General features: G+C 36.5%; 13 protein-coding genes, 1 tRNA gene and 3 pseudogenes. 10 read left to right on the top strand and 7 right to left on the bottom strand.

Translation table 11 applies throughout. The annotated features are described in order from the left end of the window. Position 1 precedes the first annotated feature (1 nt). Positions 2-679, top strand: a complete 678-nt coding sequence (locus EGS71_RS21565) for an amino acid ABC transporter permease (RefSeq protein ID WP_000347804.1) — start codon at positions 2-4, stop codon at positions 677-679. A 13-nt stretch (positions 680-692) separates the two neighbouring features. After that, positions 693-1,436: an amino acid ABC transporter ATP-binding protein gene (locus EGS71_RS21570; protein ID WP_001132006.1), complete on the top strand. Its 744-nt coding sequence runs from the start codon at positions 693-695 to the stop codon at positions 1,434-1,436. Between the two features lie 52 nt (positions 1,437-1,488). On the opposite strand, the gene EGS71_RS21575 is transcribed toward EGS71_RS21570, so the two are convergent. Beyond that, positions 1,489-2,805, bottom strand: a complete 1,317-nt coding sequence (locus EGS71_RS21575) for a DcaP family trimeric outer membrane transporter (protein WP_188141399.1) — start codon at positions 2,803-2,805, stop codon at positions 1,489-1,491. A 345-nt stretch (positions 2,806-3,150) separates the two neighbouring features. Here EGS71_RS21575 and EGS71_RS21580 point away from each other — a divergent pair. From EGS71_RS21580 to EGS71_RS21600, 5 genes and pseudogenes are all read left to right on the top strand, one after another. Beyond that, a pseudogene (locus EGS71_RS21580) lies at positions 3,151-3,354 on the top strand (Lrp/AsnC family transcriptional regulator); the annotation flags it as partial. A gap of 71 nt (positions 3,355-3,425) precedes the next feature. Further along, entirely contained in the window at positions 3,426-3,809 is a 384-nt protein-coding gene (locus EGS71_RS21585; RefSeq protein ID WP_001055589.1) for a transposase, read from the top strand. Next, the gene (gene tnpB / locus EGS71_RS21590; RefSeq protein WP_000619347.1) at positions 3,806-4,141 is read left to right on the top strand and encodes an IS66 family insertion sequence element accessory protein TnpB; all 336 of its coding nucleotides are present in this window, start codon (positions 3,806-3,808) and stop codon (positions 4,139-4,141) included. Before EGS71_RS21585 ends, tnpB begins: the two co-directional genes overlap by 4 nt. A 74-nt stretch (positions 4,142-4,215) precedes the next feature. Then, positions 4,216-5,798 (top strand): annotated as a pseudogene (locus tag EGS71_RS21595) (IS66-like element ISAba25 family transposase). Positions 5,799-5,822: 24 nt separating this feature from the next. Continuing rightward, a pseudogene (locus EGS71_RS21600) lies at positions 5,823-6,119 on the top strand (Lrp/AsnC family transcriptional regulator); the annotation flags it as partial. A gap of 30 nt (positions 6,120-6,149) precedes the next feature. On the opposite strand, the gene EGS71_RS21605 reads toward EGS71_RS21600, so the two are convergent. The 3 genes from EGS71_RS21605 to EGS71_RS21615 all read right to left on the bottom strand — a co-directional run bounded on the left by EGS71_RS21605 (position 6,150) and on the right by EGS71_RS21615 (position 8,353). Next, positions 6,150-6,899 (bottom strand): YebC/PmpR family DNA-binding transcriptional regulator, encoded by a 750-nt coding sequence (locus tag EGS71_RS21605; RefSeq protein ID WP_000907230.1) that lies wholly within the window; start codon positions 6,897-6,899, stop codon positions 6,150-6,152. Positions 6,900-7,061: 162 nt separating this feature from the next. After that, positions 7,062-7,607 (bottom strand): 1-acyl-sn-glycerol-3-phosphate acyltransferase, encoded by a 546-nt coding sequence (locus EGS71_RS21610; RefSeq protein WP_000713973.1) that lies wholly within the window; start codon positions 7,605-7,607, stop codon positions 7,062-7,064. A gap of 185 nt (positions 7,608-7,792) precedes the next feature. Continuing rightward, positions 7,793-8,353 (bottom strand): TetR/AcrR family transcriptional regulator, encoded by a 561-nt coding sequence (locus EGS71_RS21615; protein ID WP_000037170.1) that lies wholly within the window; start codon positions 8,351-8,353, stop codon positions 7,793-7,795. 275 nt (positions 8,354-8,628) lie between these two features. On the opposite strand from EGS71_RS21615, the gene EGS71_RS21620 reads away from it, so the two are divergent. Beyond that, complete coding sequence (locus EGS71_RS21620; protein WP_001124724.1) at positions 8,629-9,492, top strand: hypothetical protein; 864 nt, start codon at positions 8,629-8,631, stop codon at positions 9,490-9,492. Positions 9,493-9,689: 197 nt separating this feature from the next. On the opposite strand, the gene EGS71_RS21625 is transcribed toward EGS71_RS21620, so the two are convergent. Further along, positions 9,690-9,766, bottom strand: a tRNA-Ile gene (locus EGS71_RS21625). A 157-nt stretch (positions 9,767-9,923) separates the two neighbouring features. Between EGS71_RS21625 and EGS71_RS21630 the strand changes: the two genes are divergently transcribed. Beyond that, entirely contained in the window at positions 9,924-11,156 is a 1,233-nt protein-coding gene (locus EGS71_RS21630) for an integrase family protein (protein WP_000108035.1), read from the top strand. A gap of 584 nt (positions 11,157-11,740) precedes the next feature. Here EGS71_RS21630 and EGS71_RS21635 read toward each other — a convergent pair. Then, positions 11,741-12,640, bottom strand: a complete 900-nt coding sequence (locus tag EGS71_RS21635) for a LysR family transcriptional regulator (RefSeq protein ID WP_001010556.1) — start codon at positions 12,638-12,640, stop codon at positions 11,741-11,743. Between the two features lie 89 nt (positions 12,641-12,729). Here EGS71_RS21635 and EGS71_RS21640 point away from each other — a divergent pair, with 89 nt between their 5' ends. Further along, a complete protein-coding gene (locus EGS71_RS21640; RefSeq protein ID WP_001161753.1) occupies positions 12,730-13,167 on the top strand; it encodes a PACE efflux transporter in 438 nt (145 codons plus the stop codon). A 57-nt stretch (positions 13,168-13,224) separates the two neighbouring features. On the opposite strand, the gene EGS71_RS21645 is transcribed toward EGS71_RS21640, so the two are convergent. Further along, on the bottom strand, positions 13,225-14,640 hold the full coding sequence (locus EGS71_RS21645) for a purine-cytosine permease family protein (RefSeq protein ID WP_000378379.1): 1,416 nt from the start codon (positions 14,638-14,640) through the stop codon (positions 13,225-13,227). Positions 14,641-14,819: the final 179 nt, after the last annotated feature.

Below are 14,819 nucleotides of genomic sequence, written 5' to 3' on the forward strand. Positions count from 1 at the left end.
TATGGATTTTTCTCTATTGCATAATCCTGATGTTATTGCGGCATTAAAAGAAGGATTTATTTTTACACTTACCGTAACCGTGCTTGCAATGATGGGGGGCATCCTCATTGGAACTCCTTTGGCAATGATGCGTTTATCCAACAACGCCCTTGCAAGTAACTTTGCCAAGTTCTATGTCGATTTATTCCGTGGTATCCCATTAATTCAGGTTATTTTTATTTTTTATTTCTTGTTGCCAAAGATATTTGAGTTTCAATCAGATACGTATTGGGGGCCATTATTTTCCAGCGTTGTGACCTTTGCCATTTTTGAAGCTGCGTTTTTCTCGGAAATTGTACGTTCGGGTATTCAGTCTATTTCAAAAGGGCAAGTCAATGCAGGCTATGCTTTAGGTTTTACCTACGGACAATCCATGCGTTATGTGGTGTTACCGCAGGCCTTTCGCAATATGCTTCCGGTATTACTTACTCAAACCATCATTCTATTTCAGGATGTGTCATTAGTTTATGTCATTAGTGCACCAGACTTCTTGGGGCGTGCAGATACTTTGGCTAATACCTATGGTCCTGAAACGAAAGCAACATTCTATTTAATCGTCGCTGTGGTGTATTTCTGTAGCTCGTTTGTGCTATCGCAATTAGTCAAACGTTTGCAGAAAAAAATTGCCATCATTCGCTAATTGGAGATTTTAAATGCCAATGATAGACATCCAACATATCTCTAAATGGTATGGTGATTTTCAGGTTTTAACAGATTGCACGACGAGTATTGAAAAAGGTGATGTCGTTGTTGTTTGTGGGCCATCCGGTTCAGGCAAATCAACGCTCATCAAAACTGTAAATGCTTTAGAGCCGTTTCAGCAAGGCGACATTATTGTTGATGGGGTTTCATTAAAAGATCCGAAAACTGATCTTGCAAAATTCCGTTCTCGGGTAGGAATGGTGTTCCAGCATTTTGAACTTTTTCCTCACATGACTGTTTTGGAAAATTTAACTATTGCTCAAGTAAAAGTTTTAAAACGTTCAGTTGCTGAAGCGCGTGAAAAAGGTCTTAAATATTTAGAACGCGTAGGTCTGCTTGCCCATAAGGATAAATTTCCAGGGCAACTTTCTGGTGGTCAGCAACAGCGTGTTGCTATTGCCCGTGGCTTATCAATGGACCCAATCTGTATGTTGTTTGATGAACCTACTTCGGCACTCGACCCAGAAATGGTAGGCGAGGTTCTTGAAGTGATGGTGCAACTTGCTCATGAAGGTATGACCATGATGTGTGTAACACATGAAATGGGCTTTGCAAAACGCGTATCTAACCGTTTAATTTTTATGGATGAAGGTAAAATTCTTGAAGATTGCCCAACCCATGAATTCTTTGATAATTTAGAGGCACGTCATGAGCGCGCTAAAATTTTCTTGGAAAAAATTCAGGCAATGCACTAATTGTGACAATAAAAAAGAGCCATGAGTGGCTCTTTTTTTTTACATCTAAATTTTAGAAATTATATTTTGCCAATAAATTTATGCGTGAGTAATCACCTTTATCACCTGCAAAAGTTTCACGCTGACCGTAAGTATATTCTGCACCTAAATCAATATTTTTAACCGGATTCCAGATTAAGTTGACCAAAGCGTTATAAATTTCTTTGTTATAGCTAGTATTGGTTAAATTGCTATTTGCATAGACGCTATCATCTTTATATTGAATACCGCCTATTGCGAAAGTAGAGCGGAGAATAGGGCTCCATTTCCGTTGGTAGCCGATCACCGCACTATCAAATTCACCTAAGTTGATATCTTGAGTAGTTGTATCGTATGCATATGCAGAGTTGCTATAAGATAAATAGCGGCCATCACCTTTAACATGATAATAGTTGGCAACGACACTATCCTGAGGCGTGATATCGTACTTGCCACCGATGCCTACACCCCAGCCAAATTTTTCTTCAGATGAACTATCTTTAGGCGCTAATCGATTTTCATGGGCAAGACCATGAAGCTGTAATAAGCCTTTATTATCTGCGGTTTTGAAATCATAACGAGTTGTTAGAGCAGGGAAACGGCTTCCTCCAGCAGCATTACTCACTTTTTCAACATCACCACCTTCTAAGGCAACTAATATTTTTTGTTGAGCATTAATTGGTTGAGTATAGCGAACCTGTACAGTACGTGTGGTTCCTGTACCTACTGCACCAGTAAAGTCTAGTGTTTCTGGAGAAGTATCTGTATTGACGAAAGGTGAAGTGGTTTGACCAGCTAACCATTTACCTAAAGACATATAGGCATGGCGTACACGGAAAGTTCCACTGCCATTATCGCCATTGCCACCCATAAAATCGGCTTCAATTTTGCCTGTTAAATCGCCATATTGTGTAGGTCGAGTAAGATCTAACCCAATGCGTGTAGTCGCTGCAGATACATTTAAGGAGTCCTGTCTTGGGTCATCTTTATTTAAAGGGTAGTTAGCACCATTTGAAATGCTGCCATTTGACCCCTTAAAGTCATAGGTTGCATCTACACGTACATTCCCATAAAGCTTGACTTGCGTTTGACCATCAGGCATTTGCATCCAACCCGGTTTGCTCTGAGGAACGGGTGAGCTTGCTGTAATTGTAGTTGGTGGCACTGTTGGAGTATTTACTACAGTTACCGCTTTTTGCTGATTTGATAATTGCTGGACCAGTTGCTTTAACTCACTAACTTCTTTGCGTAAAGCATCTACTTCTGCATCAGTAGCAGCATGAGCTGGCATAACTACACCAGTTAAGCTGATAGTGCTCATTGCAAGAATTAATGTTTTGATATTTTTCACAGGCATTCCCCACATTGGATATAAAAGATTTCCAATATGTGCATAACAAAAAGAGTGCCAACTTTTTAAAATTATTTAAACTCATTGATTTTAATTAAGAAATTATAAAATTTTTAAAAATTAAATATGCTGTTATTCATATATTAATTAAATCATTGAAGAGTTATAGGCTATAAGTAATTGAAAATGCGCTATGAACGTTATACTACTGCACAGTTAACAAGCAAAAGTTAAGTTAAGAGGGGGGTAAAGCTTAATTCTCTCTTTTAATGATATTTGATTTCCAAAGTAGGCTTAGCTTTAGGATATACTGTAATTTATAAAGCGTGTTAATTGGAGCAAAGAATGGAGTTAGACCGTTTTGATAAACAAATTCTGGAAATTTTGTCTCATGAAGACCTGAATTTGAATGAGCTTTCAGAACGGATTAATCTTTCAGTTAGTTCTGTTCATCGCCGAATTAAACACTTGATTGAAGCTAATATCATGGGGCAACTCAAAAGAGAAATTAACTTTAGCAAATTGGGTTTTACCGTAAGCATCCGGCTAACACAGCCTTACCAAGCGGTCCTATAAGCCTTAATTTAGTTCCCACCTAAAAACAAGTGGGGACTTAATCCATGAACATGGATATATATTCAGCAACACCTCCTGTTGCTAAAAAACGCAGAACATACAGCAAAGAATTCAAACTCAGTATTGTCAATGCCTGTAAAAATCCTAATACCTCGATCGCTTCGGTCGCACTGCAACATAGTATTAATGCCAACCTTGTCAGTCGTTGGATCAGGATCTTCAGCCATCATGAGGGTGCCGTGCAGGATCCTACTCATGTGAATCCAGCATTTATTGCTTTGCCTTACACTGCTGCAATCAGCCAACCTATTGATGAGAGGATCACGTTGTGTATCACCGTGCCTCATACGAATAATGATATTCAGCTAAAATGGCAGACATCAGAAATACCTGCCTTGGCAGAATTACTCAAGGCACTGGCAACATGATCCGTATCAATGAAATTTGGCTCTCTACCCAGCCCATGGATATGCGAGCAGGAATGGATACTGTCATGGCTCAGGTGGTGAGAGCCTTTGGCTACATCAAACCGCATTGCGCCTACCTGTTCTGTAATAAACGTGGTCATCGTATGAAAGTGTTGGTACATGATGGACTGGGCATCTGGCTGTGTGCCCGGCGTTTGGAACAGGGTAAATTTCACTGGGCTCAAGTTCACCAAGGTGAAACCGTGGCCCTCAGCCCGGAACAGTTACAGGCATTAATCCAAGGTTTGCCCTGGCAGAGAATTGGATTGCAGCAAGTGGTGAATATGCTCTAAACCAAGCTCGACCATTCTGCCATCCTCCAAACGTTCTATTTCATTCTCTTCATGACCTCAGGCATACTGCGGTCATGAATACGCTGCCTGACTTAAGCCAACTGACCCATGAACAACTGCTGGAATTCACCAGACAGTTGGCGATGCAGCATCAGTCTCTAGCACAATCAAACCAACAATTGGATGCCAAAGTTCAACATCTTTCTATTCTCAATCAAAATACGAGCATGAACTGGCGCTGTTTAAAAAGCACAAATTCGCCCAAAAGAATGAACACTTAACGGCAAAACAAATCCACCTATGGGATGAAGCGGTTGAAGAAGATATTGCTGCTGTTGATCTGGAATTAGAACGATTAAATGCAGATAAAACCGATGCAGCGACACAGAAAGCCAAAACCAATAAACCTAAACGTCGACCACTGCCAGATCATCTACACACCATCCGTATTGAGCATGAACCTGCATCAACCCAATGCACTTGTGGATGCCAACTCCGTCGTATCGGCGAAGATGTCAGTGAGAAACTGCATTTCAGACCGGCACAGTTCTATAAGGAACAGCATGTGCGTGGTAAATGGGTCTGTGATCAGTGTGACACTCTGACTCAGCAAGCGATGCCCGCCTATGTGATTGATAAAGGCATTGCTTCACCTGAATTGCTCAGCCATGTGCTGGTATCGAAGTATGCCGATCATTTGCCGCTGTACCGTCAACGTCTGATCTATCAGCGGGCGGGAATCGAACTTTCTAGATCAACTTTATCTGACTGGATAGGTCGCTGCGGTGTAGAACTGGAACCTCTGGCCAATGCCTTAAAAGAGGTGGTGCTGCAACAGCGGGTGCTGCATGCAGATGAAACACCGGTCACCATCATGCGGATGGGTGAGAATGAGAAAAAACCGAAGAAAGGTTATGTCTGGGCCTATGCCACCACACAGTACAATCCAGTTCAGGCGGTGATCTATGACTTTCAGGATAGTCGTTCAGGCCAGCATGCTGCAGAGTTCTTGAAAGGCTGGCAGGGCAATCTAGTCTGTGATGATTACAGTGGTTATAAAGCACGCTTTAAATCAGGCCAGGTCATAGAGGTCGGCTGCATGGCCCATGCACGTCGTAAATTCCATGAACTGCATGTGACCGGGAAAAGTCAGGTCGCTGAACAGGCATTGGTGCTGATTCAGAAACTGTATGCGATAGAAGCAGAACTCAGGAAAAAGACCGATGGTACAGCGGAAGACCGCCGCGAATACCGACAACAGCATAGTCAACCAGTGATGCAACAACTATATGAATGGCTCAACCAACATCATCTGACAGTGCCATCGAGTTCTCCCACCGCCAAGGCCATCAATTACACTCTGAAGCGTTGGCCAGCCTTAAGCCGCTATCTGGATGATGGCAATCTACCGATATGCAACAATTGGGTAGAGAATCAGATGCGTCCCTGGGCGTTGGGGCGCAAGAACTGGCTGTTTGCAGGTTCGCTGCGCAGTGGTCAGCGAGCGGCAAACATCATGACTTTAATCCAGTCAGCAAAGCTGAATGGGCTGGATCCGTATGCCTATTTAAGTGATGTGCTGAAAAGGTTACCGACACATAAAGTGACCCAGATTGAAGAGTTACTGCCGCACTGCTGGAAACCTAAATCGAATTAAAAAATAGGTATGGGATTCAGCGGACGCTTACGTTTTACCTTGCATATTTTGCTACAGGTCTCTTTAAGCAAGCATGATAGTGAGACATTTGATAAATTTCTTTCTGAAATTGAAGCCATTCCTGAAGTAACAAATGCTTTTTTGGTGACTGGTCAAAGCGCAGATTTTATTCTTGAATTAGTTGCACGTAATATGGACGACTACAGCGAAATTTTATTAAGACGGATTGGTAAAATTGATAATGTCGTTGCTCTGCATTCGAGCTTTGTCATTAAAGAATACAATGTATTTAACTGTTATAACTTATTAAATAAAGTATAAAAAACGCACCATTTGGTGCGTTTTCTCGTCTTAGGCATCAAGTTGCGCTAAAACTTCATCACTAAACTCAACGTTTGTATAAACGTTTTGTACATCGTCTAGATCTTCAAGCATATCAATGAGTTTCATCACTTGTTTAGCTTGATCAATATCAGTGATTTCTGCTTTAGTAGAAGGGCTCATCACTACTTCAGCATTGTCTGATTTTAAACCAGCAGCTGCTAGAGCATCTTGAACCTCACCAAAAGTCTCTGGAGAAGTGATTACTAAAATTTCATCTTCTGAAACTTCAATATCTTCTGCACCAGCTTCTAAAGCAACGTCCATGATCTTATCTTCTAAAGAAACATCGTCAAAAGTAATCTCACCACGTTTGGTAAATAAGTAAGCAACAGAACCTGCGGTACCTAAGTTACCATTAGTTTTGCTGAAACAATGGCGAACGTCTGGAACTGTACGGTTCAGGTTGTCTGTCATTGTCTCAACAAGAACAGCAACACCACCTACACCGTAACCTTCGTAGGTTACTTCTTTTAAATCATCATTATCTTCACCACCCACACCGCGTTGAATTGCACGGTTAATGGTATCTCGTGTCATGTTGACAGAAAGCGCTTTTTCGACAACAGCACGAAGGCGAGGGTTACTGGCAGGATCTGCACCACCAAGTTTTGCAGCAGTGACAATTTCACGAATATATTTAGTAAAAACTTTACCGCGACTGGCATCTTGTTTCGCTTTACGATGCTTAATATTGGCCCATTTAGAATGACCCGCCATGGAAGTGAACTCCAAAAATTAAAAAATGCAAAAGTGACAGAATATTAGCATAGGCATGGTTTTCTTGAAAACTGTTGCCTTATGTTTTGTTAGCCAATTAAATAAGCTTAGAGAGCCTAAATTTACATAAAAATATAGGCTCAAACTTCACGAGAGAGTTAGCTAGTTAATTTTCACATCAATATCATATTGCGCATAAAGTTCTTTAATCGTTTCAAGATCTTTCTGTAAATCGGTAGGATAAATCTTACCTAAAATACCGCCTTTTTTGGTTCTTGCATTTGCATACATCAGCACAATCGGAACATTTGCTGCCTTAGCAATATGCCAAAAACCGGTTCGAATAGGTTTGCGTTCCGATCCATCTTTGGCACGCGTTGCTTCAGGTGCAATCACTAGGTTAAATGTATCACTACTTTGGAATTTTTCGACCATTTGAGAGACGATATCTTTGCTTGCTTTTCGGTCAACGGGAATGCCACCTAGCTTTTCAAGGATAGGCTTCATTGGACCTTTGAAAAGTTCTTTTTTTATTAGTGTATGAATTTTTAAATCTAATATTTGAAACAAAGCAATTGATAAGATCGCATCAAGGTTAGAAGTATGTTCAAAACCGATAATAACTTGTTTTTTCTCAAGAATTGTAGGATCTGCATCATAGGTCCAACCAACTGCTTTGAAGATAGAATTGCCTAAAAACTTTTTCATAGAGATGTGGGAGACAATAAGGTTGCAGAATTCTAATATGAGTTTGTCTAAAAAGGTAGAAAATTATCTTCCAAACAAATTTTATTTATTTTAATTTAAAAATATTTTTAAATATTATATTCTAATTTAATAATAGAAAAATATATAATTGAATTTTTAAAGTATTATTTTATACATAAAAAATATTAAGGATTTTCAGTTTTAATTAAATACTCAATATATTGCCATTTCTTAGAAGGATCAATCAGATCTTTATCAATTGTCCCATCAATAATAATACCATCAATAATTGAAATGATGATATGAGTAAGTGGAGTAGGGTCTTTAATATCTAGCTCTACTAATAAACTATTTAATAAATTTATAAGCCAGTTTGTATATTCTTGAAATGGTTCACGAATTGAGGTGTATTGTTTAGACACTTCAATAAAAGCCTTTTTGAATAGGCAACCATTAAAATTCTCACTATTAACCCAGTCAATATACCAATTAAAAATTAGATGTATTTTCTCAATTGGACTCACATCTGGATGTAAGCTTAATTTTTCATAAATTGAATTTTGTATATTAATATTTCGATGATGTAGGCACTCCATGATTAAACTTTCTTTCGATGGAAAATATTTGTAGAAAGTCATCTTGGCTACATTTGATTCAGCAATAATTTTGTCTACCCCTGTAGCATTGTAACCAATTTGGTTAAAAAGTTCTAAAGCAGTATTTATAATATCTTCTTTTTTTGACATTACATTTCCATATAATTGAAACTAATTATTACTTGATATAGATTATAAAATTTTAATCAAATTAATCATAATCAAAAACATAATTTTATTCAAGCGAATATTATAAAAGCTACTCAAGATTATTTTTAAATTTTTTAAATATTCTATTTGATTTAGTAGAATTTTAATTCTAATATGAATTTTCGACAAAAGGAGTCTTATTTTCATCTTAACTATTTGTTTTTAAAATAGAATATGGAAATTTAAAAAATTAATAAGTTTAATGAGAGTGGATTATGCCTAAAAAATTTGAGGACTTTAATAATCCTAGGAAAAAAGCACTTGCAGGAATGAAACAAAGCATTTCAGCTGAACTTTGGGACAAAAATCTTAATTTTTTAAATCAATTAAGAGCCAAGATCGCGAAACATCCAGTATCTCATCATCCTGCAATAGAAACTTTAAATAACGGTGAAATTAATAAAGAAAACTTAAAGCGTATTCATTTAGAGTATCGCCATGCAATCGTACAAACTTTTACAGATGCTTTATTAATGGCTCAATACCAGACAAAGCAGTTAGAACCTAGGTTGCATGCAGGTGCAAAGATGTTTCCGCGCTGTCTTTTGAGTCTTAACATATTTGATGAGTTTGGGTTTCGGCCTGGGACCGACAAAGACGGTTATTATCAAGGTAACCCAGAATATGCACATTATCCTTTATTTGAAGATGTGCTTGATGATTTTGGAGTAACGGAGAACGAGCGCCTGAGTTATCAACCAACAGAAATTGCACATCAGGTGAGAGAGTTTCTAGAAAATTCCTATAAAGACTATAAAGCCGTTTCTGCTTTATTAGCTGTAGCTGAAGAAGAAGTTATTTTGTACAGTCCACCTTTACGAAAAGCAACCAGTACTGTAGGTATAGCGGTGGAGGGTGGTGGCTATTACCATGTGCATGGAGTATCTGAAGATGAAACTGCTGAGGCAGCAGATGACGATCATGAAGAAGATCTATGGTTTATTTTAATGCAAGCTTGTACAGAAGAAGACTACACTTATTTAGAAAACCTATGCCTCGAATACTGTGATTTATGGGAAAAGTTTTGGGATATTCAAATAGAAAGCTCAAAATCAATCCTGAAACAAAATTTAGCTTAAGAACAGGTCAAATAATCAACTCAAACATTTATAACAGTCCTAAAGGTTGAAAAGGAATGTTCAATAATACGGAAATTGGAAAAGGCTTTTAATGTTTAATTGAACAATTTTTGAATAATGAAGTGATATTTGGCTATATTTTAAAAATATCTAAAGTTAAAAAACCCCAAAAACTTAAAGTTTTTGGGGTTTGTATTTGGTGGGCCCACACAGACTCGAACTGTGGACCAACGGATTATGAGTCCGCTGCTCTAACCGACTGAGCTATAGGCCCTATAATCAGAAAAGCTTTTAATCTCAAGGCTTTTCAGTGCCTGCAATACTAATCAATTTTTTTATTAAACACAAGTATTTTTCAAAAGTAGCAGCAGTAGACCTGAAAAATATTTTGCTATATTGTTAATTATCACAAGCGATAGGGATTCTAGCTTATGAGCACTTCACGAGTAAAGCTAACTAAGTCATTTATCGATCAACTTGAACTCACACCGGCTATTTATCGTGACAGTGAGATTATTGGCTTTGCTATTCGTGTAAATAACTCTTATAAAACTTACATTGTGGAGAAGAAAGTAAAAGGGAAATCAATTCGTTGTAAATTAGGGGATTATGAAAAAATTACTGTTGAAGACGCCCGTATACTTGCACAGCAGAAGTTAAAAGAGTTAACTGACTCAAACCCTTTAAGCATTAAAAATAATAAAATATTAAAAAATAGTTTAAATGAGAAAATTGATCAGCCTTATCTCAAAGAAGCTTTCCAAGTATATATAAATCACCACGAGTTAAAAGAAAGGACATTAGCTGACTATAGAGAAGTTATAGAAAAATATTTAATAGACTTAAGTGAACTTAAACTGATTAATATTACTGAACAGAGGATTGAAGAAAAGTATATTCAGCTATCTCAGTATAGTTATGCAAAAGCTAATTTATCTATGCGTGTACTTAGAGCGGTCTATCGTTTTTCAATTATGTATTATCAAAATAAAAATTGTGAAGTAATTATACCAAGGATAAACCCGGTTAATTTGTTAAAGAAGAAACAGCTCTGGGAAGAAATTCTACCTCGAAGAAACTATATCGATGTGGATAATCTAACCAAGTGGGTGCAAGCAATTATTGAATATAAAGGTAGGGGACAGGAAAATGAAACAAATAAGGATTTTTTATTAACACTTATATTAACAGGGCTTTTTAGGAATGAGTGTGAATCTTTACATTGGAAAAATATAGATTTAGAGGAAGGAACTCTTTCTTTTATAAATCCATATAATAATGTGTACTATAAAATTTATATGGGAAACTTTCTTTGGCATCTGATGAAAAAACGAAGAATACAAAATAAAGGAGAGTGGGTTTTTCCATCTGTAAAATCTGAATCTGGTCATATTATTAATATTTCGAAATTTAGAAAAAAAATTAATGAGCAATGTAATCTTTCTTTTACTTTTCAAGATCTACGTAGAACATTTTATTTTGTGTTAAATCATTTAACTAATAAACCATTAGCTAGCAAAAGAACAGATCAGTATGAAGAAAAGCTAGACGTTAAGAATATTGCTCATGCTCAGGATATGCGTAATAGAATGAACAAGGTTGAGCAAATTATTCTTGGTCCCTATCGAGATGAACTTATTAAATCTATCAATATTAATCTATAAAATTTTGTACTTTCAAAGCTAGAAATAGAAGCCGTACAGGGTCAAAAATAGTATAAATTTAAAGTAAGTTTTATGGATAAAACCTAGAATAAAGATTGTTTCTCATTTTCTACAACCTTTTGTAATTGATCAATTTTATACTTGACTAAAACACTTGGAATTTATACAGTAGTAGAGTATTTTTGATAATTATTATTATTGCTTAGTCCTGAAATACAGTAAGAAGCCTATTCATCATGAATAGGCTTTTTGCTTTCTTTAATTTAATCATAGAGTTCTCGTTTTTTATAAAAATTAATATAATAAAATCAATAAAATAAGTGTTTTTAATAAATTGAAAAAGATTGTCACGTAATTTTTCATTATGAACAAAACTGATTTAAATAGTACTCAAAGTGAAACATGGCTAAATGCTAAGTTTAACTTTCAATCAATAAGGCATAGGAGTGTCATCATGTTTAAAGCAATGTTTTTCTTCAGTGCAGGTGCGATGTTTGGCTATTGTTATAAGCATTATGATGAAAAAGTTATAGAGTCTAATAAATCTAAATAGCTCCTAAAAAAACCGTCTAAATGGCGGTTTTTTAATGACAATTTTGAGATAAGTTTGCTTGAACAATCTGGACAAGCTCTCTGGCTGCTTTCGATAACGGTTTATCTTGAAGCCAAATGAGATAAATAGATAAAGGCAAATGATTTTTCGTATTTTTAAAATCTAATTGAACTAAGTGGCCTTGTTCAATCTTTTCTTTTACCAAAGATAAGGGAAAATTTCCCCATCCTAAGCCAGCTTCGACCATATTAATTGCTGTTTGTAAGCTATTCGTTTTCCAGTACATTGCTCCAATGATTGAACGTGAATCTTCCATATCCAAATCACTACTTGCGACCACAATTTGCCGAATATTAATTAACTCTTCAATCGTGTTTAACTTGTTCTGTTCTTTTAAAAACGGATGATGAGCAGAGATCGTAGCAACAACTGTTTCTGTCATTACTAATTGTAAGCTTTCACGCATTTTTATATTGAGGTTTGAACCTGCAAGGCAAAGGCTAATATTTTCTGTATAAAGTAAATTTAGAATATCATCTTGAGGAGCTGTAATAATTTCTAGGTTAAGAAGAGGAAACTTCTCTGCTAGTTGCTTTATGGCTTTAAAAAGTAATTCAGTATTCGCATCTGAAACCACACCTATTTTTAATTTACTTTCAAGGCCGAGTGAAAGTTCATAAGCATGCGTAGCTAATAGCCTAAGCTGTTCAGCAATAATGCGGGCTTGAGGTTCCAATGCTAAAGCCGCCGCGGTAGGAATAACTTTGCGGTGTGTACGTTCAAATAAGTGATAACCAAGTTCTGCTTCAATATTGGCAATTGCCATACTTACTGCTGATGGCACTCGATTTAACTTTCGTGCCGCGGCCGAGAAAGATCCAGTATCTAATACAGTTAAGAAAAGTTCGATATTTTCACTATTAAAATTCATTTTGATATCAGTAGAACTGAAAGCTGTTAACTTTATATGTGATTTTAACTGAAACTAAAATAAAAAGAAGTGATAAAAGTTGAAAGATTATGCAAGGCTTAAAACGTCGTATTGTTTATGTTTCTTCATATGAAATTATTGGAATGATGATTTCAGCAGTAGGTTTGGCTCTTTTGGCCGGAGATAGTGTAGAGCACACTGGGCCACTTTCAGTGATGATTACTACTATTGCGGTAACGTGGAACTTTATCTACAACATTCTTTATGAAAAATGGGAGGCTCGCCAAGAAAGTAAGTCGCGTACGGTTAAACGAAGAATTGCGCATGCGATCGGATTTCAAATTACTTTAGTAATGTTCTTAATTCCGCTTATTGCGTGGTGGATGAATATTTCTCTTGTTGCCGCATTTTGGTTAGATGTTGCATTTATTATTATCATTCCAATTTATACATTCATATTTAATTGGACATTCGATAAGTTATTTGGATTGCCTGCCTCTGCACAACCAAACACTGCTCAACAGTAGAAAAATATTAATGAGATATCAAAGTGTTATTTTAGACTTTGATATCTCGTCTTAACATTATTTTACTCGTTCAAGTTCAAGAGCTTTTGAAATTTTTATTTGAGCTCTTTTGGCAAGTACATAATATAAAACTGCAGTGGATAACAATCCCACTAACCAGGATAAATCGACTCCACCCAACATTTCGGCAATTTGTCCTTTATAGAATTTACTATCAATAAAGGGCAACTGAAGTAAGATACCAATACAATAACAAGCGATTCCAATCGTGTTCCAGCGGCCATATTTACCATTTGGGTCATATAAGGCATTTACATCGCATTCTTCTTTAGAAATAAAATAGTAATCAACTAAATTAATTGCACTCCAAGGAATGAAAAATGTAAGAAGAAACAAAATAAAAGATTTGAATGCGCTTAAAAAAGTATGTTCACCTACAACTGCAATAAATGTTGAGATAATTACCATCGCAAGAACAATTGTAAGTCGCGTTAATTTTGAAATTTGAGCACTTGGCTTAAAACTGTTCCAAATGGTCGCAATACACATAAAACTGCCATAAGCATTAAGTGTAGATAAAGTGACCTTTCCGAATGCAATACTAAAATATAAAAAAGTAATCACAAGAGCGATTGGATTCATGCCTACAACGTACTGAACTTCATTGCCAACAAAACCACCATTCGAGACTTGAGCAATAAATACACCGAGCATCATTGAAATTTGGGAGCCTATTAAAGACCCAAGCCCAACTGCCCAAAATACGCGTGTTGAAGATGTTTTTGTAGGAAGATAACGAGAATAATCTGCTACATAAGGTCCAAATGAAATTTGCCAAGAAGCAGAAAGAGAAACTGCTAATAAAAATGATGACCAGCTAAAATGCCGTACAGCAAGCAATTCTGAAATATTAGAGAGAGCTAAAATTTGAGTTAAAATAATAACAAAAGCAATTAAACCAATAACACTTGCAACTTTGCCTACCCAATGAATTAAACGATAGCCAATTGTCGCAAATATAATAATAAAACAAGCATAGATTAAAATACCTGTTGTATTACTCATCTGTGCTAGATGAGCAATTGCTTTACCAGCGAGTACCTCACCAGTGGCCGTAAAGCCAATATACATAAGACAAACAAGAATGATGGGGATACAGGCACCATATACCCCAAATTGGACTCGACTCGAAATCATTTGTGGGAGGCCGAGTTTTGGACCTTGAGCTGCGTGTAAAGCCATGACGGCAGCACCAAAGCATTGTCCAATAAAGAGGCCAATGATTGACCAAAATACATCACCACCTAATACGACGGCTAATGCACCTGTAACAATAGCTGTAATCTGTAAATTGGCCCCAAACCAAAGCGTAAATTGGGCAAATATACTGCCATGCCTTTCATTTTCAGGAATAAAGTCAATACTTCGGTTTTCAACAAATCCGCTTTTCGATTTCCCAGCTGATGAGTCCATAACACTCTCCTTATCCTTTAAGAGCTTTTCTATTATTAGATCCATTTTTGTATAAACAAATACAAACATGTATATACAAGTTATTTGAAAAAGAAGCAAATGGTTTTTTGAGCCGATACCTTAAAATTTTTTTGTTTGTAAATTAAAACGAGTTGAGAAAACGAAACTGATGTTATGAC

The organism is Acinetobacter sp. FDAARGOS_559, from assembly GCF_003940475.1.
Taxonomy (GTDB): Bacteria; Pseudomonadota; Gammaproteobacteria; order Pseudomonadales; family Moraxellaceae; genus Acinetobacter; species Acinetobacter baumannii.